At 55.9% G+C, this 18466-nt stretch carries 15 protein-coding genes; 14 read left to right on the forward strand and 1 reads right to left on the reverse strand.

Annotated features, from left to right (window positions below; translation table 11 throughout):
• Nucleotides 1–3: 3 nt before the first annotated feature.
• Nucleotides 4–3690 (reverse strand): glycosyltransferase, encoded by a 3687-nt coding sequence (locus Q0753_RS04370; RefSeq protein ID WP_298717808.1) that lies wholly within the window; start codon nucleotides 3688–3690, stop codon nucleotides 4–6.
• 267 nt (nucleotides 3691–3957) lie between these two features.
• On the opposite strand from Q0753_RS04370, the gene Q0753_RS04375 reads away from it, so the two are divergent.
• The 14 genes from Q0753_RS04375 (at nucleotide 3958) to fliJ (ending at nucleotide 18461) form a co-directional block, all read left to right on the forward strand.
• Complete coding sequence (locus Q0753_RS04375) at nucleotides 3958–5445, forward strand: flagellin (protein ID WP_298717811.1); 1488 nt, start codon at nucleotides 3958–3960, stop codon at nucleotides 5443–5445.
• A gap of 169 nt (nucleotides 5446–5614) precedes the next feature.
• Nucleotides 5615–5989, forward strand: coding sequence for a flagellar protein FlaG (locus tag Q0753_RS04380; RefSeq protein WP_298717814.1), 375 nt, complete (start codon nucleotides 5615–5617; stop codon nucleotides 5987–5989).
• Between the two features lie 11 nt (nucleotides 5990–6000).
• Nucleotides 6001–7404, forward strand: coding sequence for a flagellar filament capping protein FliD (gene fliD, locus Q0753_RS04385; RefSeq protein ID WP_298717817.1), 1404 nt, complete (start codon nucleotides 6001–6003; stop codon nucleotides 7402–7404).
• Nucleotides 7401–7700: a hypothetical protein gene (locus tag Q0753_RS04390; RefSeq protein WP_298717822.1), complete on the forward strand. Its 300-nt coding sequence runs from the start codon at nucleotides 7401–7403 to the stop codon at nucleotides 7698–7700. The genes fliD and Q0753_RS04390 overlap by 4 nt, the downstream gene beginning before the upstream one ends.
• A gap of 20 nt (nucleotides 7701–7720) precedes the next feature.
• A complete protein-coding gene (fliS, locus tag Q0753_RS04395) occupies nucleotides 7721–8116 on the forward strand; it encodes a flagellar export chaperone FliS (RefSeq protein ID WP_298717825.1) in 396 nt (131 codons plus the stop codon).
• A 444-nt stretch (nucleotides 8117–8560) separates the two neighbouring features.
• Nucleotides 8561–10021 carry a sigma-54-dependent Fis family transcriptional regulator gene (locus tag Q0753_RS04400; RefSeq protein WP_298717828.1) on the forward strand — a complete coding sequence of 487 codons (1461 nt, stop codon included), beginning with the start codon at nucleotides 8561–8563 and terminating at the stop codon, nucleotides 10019–10021.
• A gap of 173 nt (nucleotides 10022–10194) precedes the next feature.
• A complete protein-coding gene (locus Q0753_RS04405) occupies nucleotides 10195–11148 on the forward strand; it encodes an ATP-binding protein (protein ID WP_298718157.1) in 954 nt (317 codons plus the stop codon).
• A 111-nt stretch (nucleotides 11149–11259) separates the two neighbouring features.
• Entirely contained in the window at nucleotides 11260–12666 is a 1407-nt protein-coding gene (locus Q0753_RS04410) for a sigma-54 dependent transcriptional regulator (protein ID WP_298717831.1), read from the forward strand.
• Nucleotides 12667–12828: 162 nt separating this feature from the next.
• Nucleotides 12829–13143 (forward strand): flagellar hook-basal body complex protein FliE, encoded by a 315-nt coding sequence (gene fliE / locus Q0753_RS04415; protein WP_298717834.1) that lies wholly within the window; start codon nucleotides 12829–12831, stop codon nucleotides 13141–13143.
• Nucleotides 13144–13154: 11 nt separating this feature from the next.
• Complete coding sequence (gene fliF, locus Q0753_RS04420; protein ID WP_298717837.1) at nucleotides 13155–14861, forward strand: flagellar basal-body MS-ring/collar protein FliF; 1707 nt, start codon at nucleotides 13155–13157, stop codon at nucleotides 14859–14861.
• Nucleotides 14854–15900, forward strand: coding sequence for a flagellar motor switch protein FliG (gene fliG, locus Q0753_RS04425; protein ID WP_298717839.1), 1047 nt, complete (start codon nucleotides 14854–14856; stop codon nucleotides 15898–15900). Before fliF ends, fliG begins: the two co-directional genes overlap by 8 nt.
• A complete protein-coding gene (gene fliH, locus Q0753_RS04430) occupies nucleotides 15897–16706 on the forward strand; it encodes a flagellar assembly protein FliH (RefSeq protein ID WP_298717841.1) in 810 nt (269 codons plus the stop codon). The genes fliG and fliH overlap by 4 nt, the downstream gene beginning before the upstream one ends.
• The gene (gene fliI / locus Q0753_RS04435) at nucleotides 16693–18024 is read left to right on the forward strand and encodes a flagellar protein export ATPase FliI (RefSeq protein ID WP_298717844.1); all 1332 of its coding nucleotides are present in this window, start codon (nucleotides 16693–16695) and stop codon (nucleotides 18022–18024) included. Before fliH ends, fliI begins: the two co-directional genes overlap by 14 nt.
• On the forward strand, nucleotides 18024–18461 hold the full coding sequence (gene fliJ, locus Q0753_RS04440; RefSeq protein WP_298717847.1) for a flagellar export protein FliJ: 438 nt from the start codon (nucleotides 18024–18026) through the stop codon (nucleotides 18459–18461). The genes fliI and fliJ overlap by 1 nt, the downstream gene beginning before the upstream one ends.
• The last annotated feature ends 5 nt before the right edge of the window (nucleotides 18462–18466 follow it).

Consider the following 18466-nt stretch of genomic DNA (forward strand, 5'->3'; position numbering starts at 1 on the left):
TAATCAATGAAGATGGAGGCCGTCATTTTCCAGTAGGCCCTGGGCGCCAAAGCGTTGTTCCAGCAGGCTCAGAATTTTGTTCTCAACGAAACGCTCCATTCTACTATCTCCGCGATAGAGCTGGGAAAAATTATCCAGATAGAAACGGTAGAACTCATATCTGCTTAAGTAGCTTTTGTTGCCAGAAAGCCGTTCGGATTGTGTGGAGTCTCGTTGCTCAAAATAACGGCGGTAGTAGCGGGCATTATCCAGGTAATGTATCCGGCCATGCCACAACAGGTGGCTGATGAGCACATGGTCTGCGGAAATGGTCTGGCGCATTTCGTAACCATCTAATGCATTACGGCGAAATAGAGAATGGACAATAGTGCAGTTGGTTAATTGTTGTACTGAACGTAAATATCTAACCAGAGGATTACCGTCTGAAAAGTCATAGATCGCCTCTTTGACCAAGCCTAAACACTTGTCATTGAGCATGGCATAAGGTTGGCCCAGCACCATGGCAACCTGAGGATGTTGCTCAAGTACGGATACAGCGGAGCCAAGGTAATCATCCGAGATAAAATCATGCCCGCCTAACCACATAAAATACTGGGAACGGGACAGGTTGAGAGCGGCCTTAAAGTTTTCATTAGCTCCCAGGTTTTGGTGTTGTTGCAGCAGGGTAAAGCGCGGATCATCACCGATGAGCTCAAGGCACAGTGCGATGCTGTTGTCGGTGGAGGCATTGTCGATGATTAGAAAATGAACATCATCAAGGTTCTGGCGCTTCAGGGAAGTCAGCGTTTCTGTCAGATAGTCAGCTTCATTATAGATAGGGACGCCAACGCAAACCTGGCTGTGGGCATGGGGGTAGCGTCCAGCCTTAAGTACTTTGACGATACTCAGTTCAGGTTCATCATTGTGTTGAGGCGAATTGTCATTTTTGGTCGTCTGCTGTAACGGGGACTCATCGTTATCGCGATTGATTAAGTCGGATGTCATTTTTTCTTCCGGGCTCAGGCTGTTCAGGTAATCTTCCGCGAGTTGTTGATCTGCGCCTTTTAATAACACGTAAGCAAAGTTAAATGACTGGTATACCGCATGCAGAAGAAAAGCCAGCTTCAGACGCTGATTGTGGTCGAAGTTGGATAACCTGTTTTCACTGGGGACGAATACAGCATCGGCAAACAGAAGATCACTGTCGCCATTCGAATCAGCATTCACACACTGCTTGTTGGTCAGCCGATGAAAATGGTAACCGAGTTCAGCCATCCGTTGGCGGCAGACGTTCAGTTCCGGCTGTTCTTGATGACTTTCGATGAAGTTGACTCGGATCTGGATTATCAACGGTTGGACCAGGGATTTGGCTCCGTGCTCTAGAATTGAATGGATATTATGCATATTGTCCAATACCAGCCATTCCAGCTGTCCCAGCCCCTCGATGCTATCGAGCCTGAGAGTATTGATCGGCAGTTCCGTCAATAATTCACATCCAGCGCTCAGGCTCTCGGGTATCAGCTCTGTAGGCAACGGGGGCAGAGTTCCGGTATTGATTGAATCCAGCGTGACATAGAGGGTGGCGGTGTCACCATCGCCCAGTATGGTCATGGGATAATGATGAAATTCGCCGGTGTACTGAAGTTGCTGAGCATTGGCAATACGATTACCCGGATCTAGGCAAATAGTGGCCAACGCCCCCAGTTTGTGCAGGCCGGCAAACTTGACCGAGCTGCTTAATGTGCCACCATTGTCGAGGGTAATAATTTTCCCATTGAAGCTGAAATGAAAACCATTGGTCTTCGTTTCTTCCTGCGAAAGAGCTGGCAGCTGAATTATGACTGGTTCGGCATCGTCTTTAAACTGTGGATTACCCTCAGTGTCCAGTGTCAGGGCTGCAGGAGTTTTCCCTTCACAATGACGCTGCCATATAGCACGTATGGCGTTACTGAAATTACGAGCAAAGCGAGGGGCATCGCAAACCGGCGATTCGAGTAAAGCACTTCTTAAATGAGTGCGAATATTCGCTAGGTTATCGAGGTCACTGGCAAGATTTACTACAATATCGTGATATTGCTCCCAGTCCTCGGCTACCAATTGCGATAGACCGACATTGGTCAGGTGAGTTGCGGAGTGGCGGCCGGCAAAGGTAGGTCCGGGCAAGGTAACTACGGGTACGCCCATAAACAGGGCTTCACAGGTGGTTAAACCTCCGGAGTAAGGCCATGGATCCAGAGCTATATCGACCCGATTATAGGCTTTTAACAGCATATCATGTGGGGAGGGGCCTTCTATCTGTATCCGGTATGCTGCAATTCCTTGTTGTTCAAGAAAAGCCTGGGTCTGTTGACGCAAGACATCGCTGCCGAATTGCAGGCCTTTCAGAAAAAGTCGGGCATTAGGCAGTGAATGCAAAATTTTTGCCCACTGGCCGAGTATAACTTCATTGATTTTTGTCGGGTTGTTAAAACAACCCAACGTAATATAACCGATATATTTTGCAGGTGGCGGCGTAATGTCCGGTGAATAAAGGGGCGGATTGTAGCAGATGTAGTCATCCGGCATCCGGATTAGTTTTTCGGTATAAAAATCATCTGTATGGGGTGGCGTTTCTATATTATCGCTGATCAAGTAATCAATGGCAGAAACACCGGTGGTGTTGATTAATCCCCCCACCCATTTAACCAGTAGCGGAGCCGGGCGGTGCACCATAGTCCGCATCCGGCTGCCTGAGTTGTGACCGCAGAGATCAATCAGAATATCAATGTTATCTTTTCGGATTTGAGAGATGAAGTCGGTATCATTAAGGTGAATAATACTCATCCATTGTTCGGCCGTTTTTTTGATTCTATTGGTAATCGAATCCTGGGCGGTATTGGTACTGTACAGGTATAACTCTATTTCGTGGTGCGATAACTGTTCTAGCACCGAGGTGATCATTTGACCCACTGGATGGGCTCTGAAACCGTCGGAAAACATGCCGATCCTCAGCCGTTTACTGAAGTTTTTATCATTGGTATGAGATGAGTCTCTTACTAAATTTGTTGCATAACGCTGCTGCCATTCTTTGGCCGCGATAAAGATATCTTCACTGCTGTATTCGGGATGGTAATGTAATGCAGTCAGGTAATTGGAATACGTCATGTCATCGGCGCCAGCACACTCCATGGCCTTGTAGTAGTAACCGATCGCCTTGTCCAGTTGCCCCAAATTACGCCATAAATTGCCAGCGTTATTCCAGAAGCTGGGATCGTCTGGGCGCTGTTTTACCAAGGTTTCAAAGATATCCGCCGCTTCGTCATACCGGTAGAGTTCAGACAATATCAATGCTTTTTGTTCAAGAGCATTCAGGTCATCGGGAGCCTGAGCCAGATTAAATTCGGCATGTTGCAGTGCTTCCTGATAATGACTGCATTGAAACAGCATGGTGGCCAGCAGTTTGTGAGCTGCTTTATGTTCAGGAGACGACGCCAGTACCGTTTCCAGTTTTTTTTTGGCCTCATCGCTCTTACCCAAGCCGTGTAATGCCTGAGCAAACAGATAGTGAAGCTCGGCGTGATGGTTTTCTGTGTTTAAGTGTTGCTCTAACAGGTTAGCTGCTTTCTGGTATTCGGAGCTAGCCAGCAGCCGTCTGGCATTGTCCAGTTGCGCATCGAGCCAGCGTGATGGAGTGGGGAAGCGCGAAGACGTTCTCTGTTGGCGTTGGCTCATGCAGGATCCTGAAAGTAGCAAAATTAGGTGACAGATAGTAGGGACATTGGGGCCCCTTGCGCAACCTCTGACAGTGGTTTGATACCGGATAAGAATTGTTATTTTTTACTCAAGCTTTCTCAGGTGAAGCCGATAACGTTTGTAATGGGCTGGCGGCTGAGTTCAAGCGGGTTAAAAAAATCTAAAGTTGCTGAATCCGTCGCCGATAACCCACTCATCAAAGCAACACCGGCATGACGCCGGAAAAACCTCAACGGAGAGTTTATTATGGCGATTACAGTCAACACCAATGTCACCGGCATGACCGCCCAGCGTAACCTGAATGTTTCCAGCAACGCCTTGGCCACTTCAATGGAACGCCTGGCTACCGGTAGCCGTATCAACTCCGCCAAGGACGATGCCGCCGGTCTGCAAATCTCCAACCGACTGAACTCTCAGGTTCGCGGCTTGGGTGTGGCGATGAAAAACGCCAGCGATGGCATCTCCATTGCGCAAACCGCCGAAGGCGCTATGAACGAGTCCACCAATATCCTGCAGCGGATGCGTGATCTGTCATTGCAATCCGCCAACGGCACCAACTCTGCGGATGATCGCAAAGCGATTCAGAAAGAAGTCTCTGCATTGAAAAACGAGCTGACCCGTATCGCAGAAACCACCTCTTTCGGTGGTCAGAACCTGATTGACGGTACCTTTGGTAGCCGTACCCTGCAGGTTGGCGCTAACTCTAATGAAACCATCGATTTGGCACTGAAAGACGTGTCTGCCGATGCCATAGGCTCTAATCGTCTGACCCTGGCCGCCAGTGCGGCACAGACTGCTGGTGGTTTGGGTGGTGCCATTGCTGCAACTAACACCGTAGCGACCGGTGCATCCTCTGCTAACGGTATCACAGCAGAAACCCTGACCATCAATGGTGCCAAGACCGATACCGCTGCAGTGACCGGTGGTGACACTGCCAAGGCGATTGCCGGTGCCATCAACTCCAAGTCATATAATACCGGTGTGACAGCAGAGGCTCGCACCGAAGTCAAGATGAACACATTGTCTGCTGCCGGTCAGATCAGCTTCGAGCTGAACGGTGCTTCCATTGCCGCCAACGTGGACGATACCGGTGACTTGTCCTCCTTGGCCGACGCTATCAACGCTAAAGCGTCCGAGAGCGGTGTCAAGGCCAGCGTAGATGGCGGTGAGCTGACCCTGGTTAGTGATACCGGCGAAAATATCGATATCAAGGATTTTACCGGCGCTAATGTGAATGTTCAGGGCAAGGACATGGATGGTAATAACGCCGGTGCTGGAATAACACTGACCAACGGTGGCACTGACTCGACCACGGTTTCTGGCGCTATTCGTCTGAACTCCACCGAGTCATTTGCGATTAAAGGTGCTGTCGCCGATGCGACGCTGAACGTTACCTCCACTGCCGAGTTCTCAACTTTGTCTGCTGTATCCGATGTTGACCTGTCCACTCAGTCAGGTGCTCAGTCTGCTATCGCGATTCTTGACGGTGCCATCGGCATGATCGATTCCCAGCGTTCCGATCTGGGTGCCATGCAAAACCGGTTGAACAGCACCATCAATAACCTGGCCAACACCCGTGAAAACGCGGCGGCCGGTATGTCTCGCATCAAGGACGTGGATTTCGCCCAGGAAACTGTGAACCTGACCAAGCAGCAGATTCTGCAGCAGGCCGGTACTTCCATTCTGGCGCAGGCCAAGCAGATCCCACAGGCGGCGCTGTCCTTGTTGGGCTAAATAAGTGGGCTAATGGCTCAAAATTGCCACCGGGGGCATGCCCCCGGTTTTTCGCTGTTTAGCTTAGTGTTTTGAGTATCAACCCTTCCTTAAAACTCAAGCTGTTAAGCTAAACAGCGGCTTCATCAAGATGAATGTGTACTGGCTGCAAAGGCCCAAGGACATGACGATGGATACTCTTCCCTTAACGCAAAAAATACCTGTGCTGACTTCAGACGCTGGCCAAAAGCCTCAGGCTACCACCCAACCGGCGGGCAGTGAAGCCACGCAAACACCCCAGGCGGTGCAGGCGGCAGGCAAGCCCGTAGCTTCAGAGCTTTCTACCGAGCAACTGGAAGAAATGGCCGGTCAAATGGAGTCTTTTATCGGTAGCTTCAACCGGGGGCTCAAGTTCAGAGTGGATGAAGACTCGGGGCGTAATGTGGTGACGGTGGTAGATAATAAAAGTGGTGATATCATTCGCCAGATCCCGTCCGAAGAACTGCTGGATGTGATCACCCGGCTGGCAGAAGCCTCCGGCGGGTTAATCGACACCAAGGCATAGGAGACAGCACAGTGGCCGGCATAAAATTACCCGGGGTAGGCTCCGGCTTTCCGATTCAGAGCTTTGTGGACGCCACCGTAGCCGGTGAGCGGGCCCCGAAAGAGAAGATGTTAGCCCGCCAGGCTAATGATATTAACGTGCAGCTGTCTTCTTATGGCTCACTGAAAGGGGTACTCAGCGAGTTTCAAGACGCACTTAAAACGCTGGGTGAAGAAGAGGCCTTTCAAAAACGATCTACCAGTTTTACCAACAGTGGTTTTGCCAGCGCGACCGCCGATAAAACCGCGGTGGCCGGTAGCTATACCTTGGTAGTGAAAGAGCTGGCAGAAGCCCACAAGCTGGGCACCGCGGCCATCCCCAAGGCGGACGCGGAGAAAAAGCTGGGCTCGGGCACCCTGACGCTGGGCGTGGGCGACGAGTCGTTTACGGTGGCTGTCGATAAAGAAAAAAGCACCTTGGCCGAAGTCGCCGAGGCGGTGAACAACTCGGAAGATAACAAGGGCGTACGCGCCACCGTGGTCACCGACGACACCGGTTCACGCCTGGTCTTTTTTGCCGATAAAACCGGCACCGAAAGTCAGATTACCGTGTCGGCCACCGGTAATGCAGATGGCGAAGGTGGGGCCGATCTCGCGACGCTGGATGATGCTCTGACCACGGTGCAGGCTGCCAAAGACGCGGTGGTGACCATAGACGGTGCCACCGTCACCAGTCAGACCAACGAGATAGAAAATGCCATTCAGGGCGTGACCCTGGATCTGAAAAAAATCAATGATGCACCGGACGGAGAAAAGCCCGATACCAAGCTGACCATCGGTTACGACAAGAAAACGGTAGAAAGTAACCTCAAGGGATTCGTGACGGCGTTCAACAAGGTGATGGGAACCATCAACCAGCTTACTGCTTATGATGCAGAAACCGAGCGGGCCGGTCCGTTGAACGGCGACGGCAGCACGCGCAATTTAACGTCACAAATTCGCAACATGCTGAGCGAGCCGATAGAAGGCGCGGTTGCCCCCATCAAGACCCTGACCGACCTGGGCATTACCAGCAAACAGGACGGCACCATAGAGCTGGATGACGACATTCTTAAAAAGCAGGTAGAAGATAACTTCGAACGCATTGGTTTGCTGTTTGCTTCCGAAAAAGGAGTGTCCAACAAGCTGGACGAGATGCTGGAAAGTTTCGTCGGTAAGGAAGGTGTGTTAACCGAACGCGATAAATCGTTGAACGAGCAAATGGCAAAGCTCGATAAAGACGCTGTTGACTTCGAGCTTTATATGGAAAAGTTTGAAGAGCGTACCTATAAGCAATTTACCAGCATGGATATTATGGTTGCACAGCTGAACCAACAGCTTAGTGCGGTCACATCCGCTTTTGCCAATATGCCTGACTTTAGTGGTGGCAAGCAGTGACGACAGCGTTTGAACAATTGGCAGAGCTGGATCGAGATTTGCTTATCGCGTTGGCGCACTCAGAGCAGCTGGATGAACACTGGCTGTCAGAGCAACTGGACGAGCGCGCTACCTTGTTACAGGCTGTTATTAAGCAGGCTGATGTAACACCACAGCAGTCGAGCGAACTGATTGCTCGCTCTCGAAAGTTAAAAGAAGCCGCCGAGCAACTGCAACAACGGCTCGGCGAGCAGCTTAAAAAAATGCAAAAAGGCCGGCGCTCGATGCAGGCCTATCAATCTGTTAAACGTAATTAGACGTAATTTAGGAGTAACTCATGCGCGGCTCAATGAAAGCCTATAAATCGGTAGCACTAGACAGCCAGAAAACCGTGGCCAGCCCTTATAAAGTGGTGCAAATGCTATTGGCTGGTGCTCTGGAGAGACTGGCCAAGGCCCGTGTTGCCATAGAACAGGAAAAACCGGCTCAGCGTGGCGAGCTGTTGGGCGGAACCATGATGATTGTCGCCGAGTTGCGCATGGCACTGGATCATGACACCGGTGGCGAGATTGCGGCCAACCTGGATAACCTATACGAGTTCATCATGGCCGAGCTGGTGCTGGCCAATACCGAAAACAGTATCGACAAGCTGGAAGCTATCAGTGGTTTGCTGCGCGACATTAAAGAAAGCTGGGATGCGATTCCTACCGAGCAGCAGCAGGTTCCTGCTTAAGCGCTGACTCTTATTGCGGCGCCGGTCTTCGGCGCCGTTTGCTCTGAATCATGCTGTTATCACAATCTTTACCTTGCTCCTCCTGCAATACCCCCTATCCGGATCATCGCTTTTCTCGTTGTAAAAATTTAGCTTCACTCGTTTTTTCGCTCGGTATGGATATGGCCCTTGTGTAGCGGTCAGTGTCATAATTTTGCCAGCCCTTCCGCTCACCACCCCATTTTTGCCTTAAAAAATAATCAGCTCTTACTGCTTAATTGATCCAGATCAACGATGAAGGTGCTTACGCGATCTTATCTGTCGAGTTATTTTGACGCTCGTGTCAGAATTACGACTCTTCGGGTTCATATTGGCACCATCATGGTGCTATGCTATGACCGATTTCGGGATAATAATCGAGTAAATACTCAGAATAACCAATTGAATAGAAAGGATATTTACCCTATGGGCTTTAACGGCTGCGTCCTGATCATGGACCACAACCAGGAGCGACGCTCAAGGCTTGAAGCCATCCTTTCCTTTATGCAGGTAACATGGCGCAGTGGCAACCGGGCCGACGATTTAGCCTGGCTGCAGAGCCAGCCGCAGAATATGACGGTGCTGGTGGGCGAGGCCGATGTTTCCCTGTCCAGCCTGCTGGAGACGTTTCCTCACCATGCTTTTATCTGCCTTAACAAAACCGACTGTCGGGCCGACAATCTACTGGGTGCCCTGACCGAGCTGACCTACGGTGAGCTGACCGCCTTGCTGACCCAGGCCCAGCAATGGCAACCGGTGCGGTCGTCCAGCGAGCAGGATGCGGGACTGCAACAGTTATTGATTGGCGACAGCGCCCCCATGCAAGAGGTGAAGAAGCTGATCCGTCAGGTGGCGGGCAAGCCGGCCAATGTGTTGTTGCTGGGCGAGTCGGGCACCGGCAAGGAAGTGATTGCTCGGGCCATTCATCTGTTGTCGTTGCAGGCCGAAGGGCCGTTCGTGCCCATCAACTGCGGCGCCATTCCGGCCGAGTTGCTGGAAAGCGAGCTGTTCGGCCACGAGAAAGGCGCTTTTACCGGTGCGGTGTCGGCGCGCAAGGGCCGCTTCGAGCTGGCCGAGGGCGGTACCCTGTTTCTGGATGAAATCGGCGATATGCCGTTGCCGATGCAGGTCAAGCTGTTGCGGGTGTTGCAGGAACGCACCTTCGAGCGGGTGGGGGGCACCCGGCCCATCAAGGCAAAAGTACGGGTAATTGCCGCGACCCATCGCGATCTGGAGCAGATGATCTATGAGCAGCGCTTTCGGGAAGATCTCTATTACCGCCTGAATGTGTTTCCGATAGAAACGCCGGCTTTGCGCCAGCGGCAGGACGATATTCCTTTGTTGCTGACCGAGCTTATCGGTCGTCACCGGCTCACTCATGGTGCCGAGCTGTCTTTTTCAGCGGACGCCATCGCCTCACTGCAGGCCTGGCACTGGCCGGGCAACGTGCGCGAGCTGTCCAACCTGGTAGAGCGCATGTTTATTCTGTGCCCCAACCAGGTGGTGCAGCAGAAAGACTTGCCGGCGAAATACCGTTTTCTGAATGACGAACAGCTGGCGGTACAGCCTTTCGACGAACTGGACGAACGGGATGCGCTGTCGTCGATATTTCAGTCCGGTGACGAGCCGGCCGAAGACGAAGCCGATTTTTTCGACTTTCAGGCTATCGACGATATGGGGCAGGAAGAGCCGGAGCCGCTTGCTCCTTCGTTGTCGGCCGAAGGCGTTAATCTCAAGGAGATGCTGGCCAATATCGAGATGGACATGATTGGCCAGGCGCTGGAAGTGAACGAAGGCATAGTGGCCCGTGCCGCCGAGCACTTAGGGATGCGTCGCACCACCCTGGTCGAAAAAATGAAGAAATACGGGATTAATCGTGAGGCGTGATAAATAAATGTGAGGGGTGAGGGGGAAGGGGCCACGCCTCACGCCTCACGCCTCACGCCTCCGGCTTTGGCATGCTTATTGAATAACCGGTTCAACACTTCCTCAATTGTCGCCATCTTATGTTCAGTGATCCGGCCCTGTTGCCACAAGCGTCGTCTGATACGCCCTTGAGTATGGACTTACTGCTGAACGCCATGCCCAGCGGTGTGGTCTGGCTGGACGGCCGGGGCCGGGTGCGGCTGGCCAACCCGGCGGCCCGGGCCATATTGGGTGAGCCCCTGCAGGACATCGCCTGGCCCGAGGTGATTGAACGGGTGTTTGCGCCCCAGCCGGATGACGGCCTGCAAATATCGCTCAAGGACGGTCGACGCATACAGCTGGCTATTTCCCATATAGAAGGCCAGCCCGGCCAGCTGATCCAATTGACCGACATGACGCCCACCCGAACCTGGGTTGAGCAGCAAAGCCACGCCCGGCGGTTGGCGGCGCTGGGGCAAATGGCGGCGACGCTTGCCCACCAGATTCGCACCCCCCTGTCTGCCGCCATGTTATATGGCGCCAACTTGTCTGCGGACAGCCTGAACGACGCGCAACGGACGCAGTTTCAGCAGCGGCTGATGGCGCGGCTGAACGACATAGAGCGTCAAATAAGCGACATTCTGCTGTTTGCCCGGCCCGAGCAGAGCTCCATCGCCGAAGAGCTGGAGCTGAACGCGCTGCTCGGCGAATGTGCCGAGGCTGTCATGTCTTTGCTGGCGGCCGAAGGGGCTACCCTGGACCTTGCTCCGGCACAGCCGGCGCGGGTGCTCGGCAATGCGCACGCCCTCAAGGGTATCATCCTGAACCTGCTGGAGAATGCGACAGAAGCCGGAGCGACCCGAATCGCGCTGGCGGTAATGGCGGCAGCGAATAATGAAGTCGAAATACGGGTGCAGGATAATGGCAAGGGCATGAGCGCCGGCCTGCTTAATCGGATTTTCACCCCGTTTTTTACCACCCGCAGCCAGGGCACCGGCCTGGGGCTGGCGGCGGTCATGGCGGTGATGAGCGCCCATCAGGGCCGGGTCACGGTGCAGTCGTCGCCGGGGCAGGGCAGCCGTTTCAGCCTGTGGCTGCCTAAAAAATGAAGGGGGAAGGGCAAGGGGTAACACCGAATTGGCAGACGCGGTGTGTTCCTTGTTTTCCGTTTCACCCTGACCCCTCACGATTTACCCCTTACAGATTAAGGAGGCATCTTCATGACACATGATGACCAGCCCGATGTGGTTGATCTTCTTATCGTCGAAGACGATTCGGGTTTGCAGCAGGCGCTGCAGGATACCCTGCTGCTGGCGGGGTTTTCCTGCGCCGCGGTCAACAGTGCCGAGGCGGCCATACTGTGGTTTCAACGTGATGGGCTGCAAGAGCGGGCGGCGCGGCTGGTGATCACCGATGTGCAGATGGCCGGCATGGACGGCCTGGGGTTGCTCGGCTGGATTAATCGTCGCATTCCCGGCCTGCCGGTGCTGGTGATCACCGCTTATGCCCAGGTTGCGGGGGCGGTGGCCGCCATGCGTGCCGGTGCGGTGGATTATCTGGCCAAGCCGTTTACCCCCGATGCGCTGCTGGCGGTGGTGTCGCGGTATGTGTCGCAACACAGGTCGAGCCATACGTCGCAAGAAGCGGCAGACGGCGGCGATCCCGTGGTGGGGGATGCGGGCAGCATACAGTTGCTGCAACTGGCCACCCGGGTGGCGGAGTCGGGCGCCAGCGTGATGATCAGTGGCCCCAGCGGCACCGGCAAAGAGGTGCTGGCGCGTTTTATTCATCGTCGCTCCGAGCGGGCCGAGGGCGCCTTTGTGGCCATTAACTGTGCCGCCATTCCCGAGAACATGCTGGAAGCCACCCTGTTCGGTTATGAAAAGGGGGCCTTTACCGGGGCGGTGCAGGCCAGCCCCGGCAAGTTTGAGCAGGCCAACGGCGGCACCCTGCTGCTGGACGAAATTACCGAAATGGATCTCAACCTGCAGGCCAAGTTGCTGCGGGTGTTGCAAGAGCGGGAAGTGGAGCGCCTGGGCGGGCGCAAGACCATTCGGCTTGATGTGCGGGTGCTGGCCACCAGCAACCGGGATCTGCGCCAGGCGGTGGCAGAAGGCCGTTTTCGGGAAGACTTGTACTACCGGCTTAACGTGTTTCCGTTGCACTGGCCGGCGCTGGCCGAGCGGCCCGGCGACATTATTCCGCTGGCGGAATATCTGCTGCAGCGCCATGCGCGTGAGTTGGGGCGGGGCGCTTTGGTGTTGAGTGACCAGGCCAAAGCGCGACTGCAGGCCTGGCACTGGCCCGGCAACGTGCGCGAGCTGGGTAACGTGATACAGCGAGCGCTGATACTGGCGCACGGCGAGGTGATTGACGCGGCGGATATTCTGCTGGACGCCGCCTCATCCGTCGCACTCCCTGCCGCACCAACCGCCTCCGGGCGTGGTGAGCCGGACAGTGACCTGGGCAAGGAGCTGGCTACTCAGGAACACCAGCTTATTCTGCAGGCCTTGCAAACCTGTGCCGGCAGCCGTCAGCAGGTGGCGGAAAAACTGGGTATCAGCCCTCGCACCCTGCGCTATAAGCTGGCGCGCATGCGCGATGCCGGGATTAGCGTGCCGGTGTGAATTGAACCCTGAATGAGCAGATACAAGCTACGCCCTGGCTCAGGCGGTCCAATAAATTGGACCCCACATGTTCAAATAGAAGCCGGCGAGCAGATAAAGATAGACTGGCCCGCCGTTTGCATTATGATCTTCACGCTATTTATTTGACTGAGGATGACTGGGATGGACATTAGCGCAGCCGGACTATTAACAGACATGCAGGCCATCAAGGGCGAACTGCAACCGCTGACGCCACCCAATAGCGTAGCCCCGCAACAGGACTTTTCTGCCCTGCTGACCCAGGCGGTCAACAACGTCAATGGTCTGCAGCAAAGCACCGGCGATTTGCGCAACCGCTTCGAGCTGGGCGACGAGTCGGTCAGCCTGGAGCAGGTGATGATCTCGTCGCAAAAGTCGAGCATCGCTTTCGATGCCACCGTGCAGGTGCGCAACAAGGTGGTTGAGGCCTATAAAACCATCATGAACATGCCGGTATGAGGACTTGATTGGTGGCCGATAATCCGTTGGTGAATACCGACAAATCTGCCCTTGCCACCAGCGAGGACAACTCACTGGAAGCCCAGGAGCAAAAAAGCACGCCGTTCGCCTTGCTGGGCAACACCGACATTCTGCGCCAGGTCATTATTGTGCTGGCGCTGGCTATCTGTCTGGCGTTGGCGGTGTTTATTCTGCTGTGGGGCAAAGAACCCCAGATGCGCCCGCTGGGCGTATACAGCAATCAGGAATTGATTGAAACCCTCGACTTTCTCGATGCCCAGAAGGTCGAATACACCATAGACGGCAATACCGTGCTGGTGCGGGCCGATAAATTTGCCGATATTCAGCTTAACCTGCGTCGCTCCGGCCTGGATCAAAGCCCGCCCCAGGGGGATTCCATTCTGCTGTCCGACCCCGGTTTCGGCATCAGCCAACGCCTGGAGCGGGAGCGGCTCAACCTGAGTCGTGAACGGCAGCTGGCGCGGGTCATCGAACAATACAACAGCGTGGCCCAGGCCCAGGTGCTGCTGGCCATTCCCCGTGAAAACGTCTTTGTACGCGACAAGCGCCAGCCCAGCGCCACCGTGGTGCTGAACCTGCGTCGGGGTGGCACCCTGCGTCAGGAAGAAGTGGATGCCATCGTGGATACGGTGGCCTCGGCGGTATCGGACATGACGCCGGACCGGGTCACGGTCACCGATCAAAACGGTCGCCTGCTCAACTCCGGCTCGCAAGACCCCTTGTCGGCCCGCACCCGTCGCGAATTTGAACTGCAGCAAAAGCAGGAAGCGGAGTATCGCCAGAAAATTGACGCCATTCTGAGTCCGGTGTTGGGGCTGGGCAATTACACCGCAGAAGTGGATGTGCGGCTCGACTTCACCCGCAAAGAACAGACCGTCAAGTCGTTCAATCCCGAGTTGCCGGCGGTACGCTCGGAAATGGTGATGGAAGACAATACGTCCGGCATGGGGGCCATTGGCATTCCGGGCGCCTTGACCAATCAGCCGCCGGCCGAGTCGGATATTCCCGAACAGGCCGGGCAGGCTCAGGAAAAACGAAGCAACGAACGTTCCCGGCGCGAGGCGACCCGCAACTTCGAGCTGGACACCACTATCAGTCACACCCAGAGCGCCACCGGTGATGTGCGCCGGTTAACGGTATCGGTGGCGGTGGATCACAAGGCCATTACCAATGAGGATGGCACTACAGAGCGGGTCGCACTCACGCCGGAAGAGCTGACCCGTATCGATCGGCTGCTGCGTGGCGGCCTGGGCTTCGACGTGAGCCGAGGTGATGCCATAGAGGTGGTGTCGGTGGCATTCAACCGGCCCCAGCTTGACGATATTGCCGGTGTGCCTTTCTACGAAAAAACCTGGTTCCTGCACCTCATGCGTATTCTCGGTGCGGTGATTGTGCTGATTGTGCTGTTGCTGACCCTGGTGCGCCCCATGGTCAGGCGTCTGCTGGGCAGCGATGAAAAGATGCCGGAAGAGGTGGATCTGGACGGCCAGAATGCGCTGCTGGGCAATGATGATCTGGCGCTGCTGGCGCAGCAGGCCGAGCAGGATGACGGCATGTTTGGTATTCGCGAGGGCCGTTTGCAACTGCCCGATCTGAACAAGGACGAAGATGTGCTGTCGGCCATTCGGGCCCTGGTGGCCAACGAGCCGGATCTGGCGGCACAGGTAGTGAGAAATTGGGTGAAAGCCGATGACTGATACGCAGCAACTGATGATTACCGATGAGCAGCGGCAACTGCTCACCAAGATGACCGGCACCGAAAAAGCCGCGCTCTTGATGCTGAGCCTGCGGGAAGAAGACGCGGCGCAGATATTTCGCCATCTCGATCCCAAGCAGGTACAGCGTCTGGGCATGAAAATGGCCTCGGTTGGCGACTTTGGTCCCGAGCGGGTGGGGGCGGTGCATCGGCTCTTTATCGAGGATATTCAGCGCTTCACCAAAATCGGCGTGGGCAGTCAGGACTTCGTGCGCAACGCCCTGGTCTCGGCGCTGGGTGAAGACAAGGCCGGACGCCTGGTGGAGCAGATTTCGGTCGGTGCCGGCTCGCGCGGGCTGGACTCGTTGAAATGGATGGATGCGCGCCAGGTAGCCAGCATCATTCATAACGAACACCCGCAAATTCAGACCATAGTGTTGTCTTACCTCGAGCCGGAGCAGGCCGCCGAAATTCTGCAGCAGTTTGCCGAGCCGGTCCGGCTGGATTTGGTGATGCGCATCGCCGAGCTGGAAGAGGTGCAACCGGCGGCGTTGCAAGAGCTGAACGACATCATGGAAAAACAGTTTGCCGGTCAGAGTGGCGCCAAGGCCGCCAAGATGGGGGGCCTCAAGGCCGCCGCCAATATCATGAACTATCTGGATACTTCTATCGAAGGCACCCTGATGGACTCTATTCGTGATCAGGATGAAGAGATGAGCATGAAGATCCAGGATCTGATGTTCGTGTTCGAAAATCTGATTGATGTGGATGACCGCGGCATACAGATGTTGCTGCGCGAGGTGAACGGCGAGCTGCTGCAGCGGGCATTGAAAGGGGCGGACGATCAGCTCAAGGACAAGTTCCTGGGCAACATGTCCAAGCGGGCCGCCGAAATGCTGCAGGACGATCTGGACGCCATGGGCCCGGTACGGGTGAGCGATGTCGAGGTCGCCCAGAAAGAAATTCTGGCCATTGCCCGCCGTCTGGCCGACAGCGGGGAATTGATGCTGGCCAAGGGTGGCGGAGATGACTTCGTATGAGTCGTCATCCTTATTCCTCCGAGTATGATCGCATCCCCCGCGATAAAATGACGGACGCCGAGCACTGGCCCTGGCCAGAGATGACACAGCCTCGGGCCGAGCCAAGAGAACAGCAGGCGCTGAATATCAAGCGCCGGGCCGAGGTGGCCGAGCCCGAGCCGATAGCGGAACCCGAGCCCGAGCCGCTGACCGCCGAGGCGCTGGAGGCCATTCGTCAGGCCGCCTACGAAGAAGGCTTTGAACAGGGCAAGCAGGAAGGTCTGGTCGCCGGGCAGGAAGAGGGTCGCCTCACCGGGCTGCAACAGGGCCACGAGGCCGGTCTCAAGCAGGGGCTGGAACAGGGGCTGGCCGAAGGGCAGCAGCAAATAGAACAGCAGCAGCAGCAGTGGCAGCAGCTGCTTGAACAGTTGCAGGCACCGCTGGCGCAGATAGATCAGGTGGTAGAGCAAAGTCTGGTCACCCTGGCGCAGGAGCTGGCCCGCAACCTGCTCAAGACCGAAGCCACTACCTCGCCGCAGTTGTTGCTGGCCACGGTACGTGAAGCGGTGGCGGCCTTGCCCGGGCATGAGGGAGACGTGACCCTGTTTCTGCACCCGGACGATATGGCCATTATCGAGCAGCATTTCGACGAAAAAAGCCGCCGTCAGCGACGGTGGGAACTGGTGAGCGAGCCGGATCTGGTCCGGGGCGATGTGCGGGTAAAAACCGCGTTATCCGAGCTGGATGTGAGTCTGGCACTGCGTATCGACGAGCTGATGGCCAACTTCATCAAGGCCAACTGGAATCGTTTCCATGACACTCCCTGAGCGGCTGGCGGCTTATCAGGCCAGGGGCTTGATGCCGGCCATGGCGGCCAGCGGCAAGCTGACCCGGGTGGTTGGCCTTACGCTGGAGGCGGTGGGCTGTACCGCCGCCGTCGGCAGTCAGTGCAAGATTCAGACGATGTTTGGTGAAATGGACGCCGAAGTGGTCGGTTTTGCCGACGATCGACTGTTTCTGATGCCCAGTGAATCGCTCAAGGGCGTGATTCCCGGCGCCCGCGTCACGCCGGTAGGGCAGGGGGCCGGGGTGCCGGTGGGCATGGAGCTGCTGGGACGGGTGATCGACGGCATCGGCCAGCCGCTGGACGGTCTGGGGCCCATCGTCACCAGCAATACCGCCGATTTTACCGCCCAGCGGCTTAACCCGATGGCGCGCAAACCCATCGAAGCGCCGATGGACGTGGGCGTGCGGGCTATCAATGCCCTGCTGACCGTGGGGCGGGGTCAGCGCATGGGGCTGTTTGCCGGCTCAGGCGTCGGCAAGAGTGTGCTGCTGGGCATGATGACCCGCGGCGCCAAGGCCGATGTGGTGATAGTGGGCCTGATTGGTGAACGGGGCCGGGAGGTCAAAGAGTTCATCGATGTGATTCTCGGCGAAGAAGGCCGCGCCCGATCCGTGGTGGTGGCGGCCCCGGCCGATGCCTCGCCGCTGATGCGACTCAAGGGCTGTGAAACGGCGTTGACGCTGGCGGAATACTTTCGCGATCAGGGGCTCAATGTGCTGCTGCTGATGGACTCCCTGACCCGCTATGCCCAGGCTCAGCGGGAAATTGCGCTGGCGGTTGGCGAGCCCCCGGCCAGCAAGGGCTATCCGCCCTCGGTGTTTGCCCGCCTGCCGGCGCTGGTGGAGCGAGCGGGTAACGGTGCCGAAGGCCAGGGCAGCATCACCGCCTTCTTCACCGTACTGACCGAAGGGGATGACCTGCAGGATCCCATTGCCGATGCGGCCCGGGCCATTCTCGATGGTCACATAGTGCTGTCGCGTCAATTGGCCGACAGCGGCCATTATCCGGCCATCGATATCGAAAAGTCGATCAGCCGGGTGATGACGGCGGTGACCACCGATGCCCATCAGCAGCAGGCGCGTGCGGTCAAGCAGGCCTATGCCCTCTATCAGCAGAATCACGACTTGATCAACCTCGGCGCCTATCAGTCCGGCGCGGATCCCCGGCTGGACATGGCGATTCATGTCCGCCCCCGGCTGGATCACTTTTTGACCCAGAGCATGAAAGACGTGGTGGAGTTTCCCATGTGCCTGACCGATCTTGAAACCATCAGCAAACCGCTGTTGAGAGCCGGTTGATGAGTCGGGCATTACGGTTGTTGCTGGATCAGCTCGATGGTCAGGAACGCAAGGCGGCGGCCGAGCTGGGCGCCGCCCAGTTGCAGTTGCAACAGCTGGAACAACAGCAGCAGACCCTGAGCCAGTATCAACGTCATTACAGTCAGGAATTTCAAAACCGCGGCCAACAAGGCCTCAGCGCCCACCAGTTCGGTCACTTTCAGGGCTTTATCGACAAGCTGGAATTGTCTCAGCAACAGCAACAGCAGGGCTTGCAGCAGGCCAGGCAACAGCTGGAGCAAAGTCGTAGCGCCTGGATGGCGGTACGCACCCGCAAGCAGGCGATCGACAAGCTGATGGAGCGGGATGCCGAGCGACAGCGGCTGGAAAGCGCCCGTCAGGAGCAAAAAATGCTCGATAACCTGGCCATCTACCGGTTTCACAAAAAAAGTCTTTAGTGTTT

Origin of the sequence: uncultured Oceanisphaera sp. (assembly GCF_947495715.1) — a bacterium.
GTDB lineage: Bacteria > Pseudomonadota > Gammaproteobacteria > Enterobacterales > Aeromonadaceae > Oceanimonas > Oceanimonas sediminis.

Coding starts and splice junctions, on each gene's coding strand:
- fliI (WP_298717844.1), top strand. CDS start 16,693: ATGACACTCCCTGAGCGGCTGGCGGCTTATCAGGCCAGGGGCTTGATG.
- Q0753_RS04405 (WP_298718157.1), top strand. CDS start 10,195: ATGGACTTACTGCTGAACGCCATGCCCAGCGGTGTGGTCTGGCTGGAC.
- fliH (WP_298717841.1), top strand. CDS start 15,897: ATGAGTCGTCATCCTTATTCCTCCGAGTATGATCGCATCCCCCGCGAT.
- fliG (WP_298717839.1), top strand. CDS start 14,854: ATGACTGATACGCAGCAACTGATGATTACCGATGAGCAGCGGCAACTG.
- Q0753_RS04375 (WP_298717811.1), top strand. CDS start 3,958: ATGGCGATTACAGTCAACACCAATGTCACCGGCATGACCGCCCAGCGT.
- fliS (WP_298717825.1), top strand. CDS start 7,721: ATGCGCGGCTCAATGAAAGCCTATAAATCGGTAGCACTAGACAGCCAG.
- Q0753_RS04370 (WP_298717808.1), bottom strand. CDS start 3,690: ATGAGCCAACGCCAACAGAGAACGTCTTCGCGCTTCCCCACTCCATCA.
- Q0753_RS04410 (WP_298717831.1), top strand. CDS start 11,260: ATGACACATGATGACCAGCCCGATGTGGTTGATCTTCTTATCGTCGAA.
- Q0753_RS04380 (WP_298717814.1), top strand. CDS start 5,615: ATGGATACTCTTCCCTTAACGCAAAAAATACCTGTGCTGACTTCAGAC.
- fliJ (WP_298717847.1), top strand. CDS start 18,024: ATGAGTCGGGCATTACGGTTGTTGCTGGATCAGCTCGATGGTCAGGAA.
- fliE (WP_298717834.1), top strand. CDS start 12,829: ATGGACATTAGCGCAGCCGGACTATTAACAGACATGCAGGCCATCAAG.
- Q0753_RS04400 (WP_298717828.1), top strand. CDS start 8,561: ATGGGCTTTAACGGCTGCGTCCTGATCATGGACCACAACCAGGAGCGA.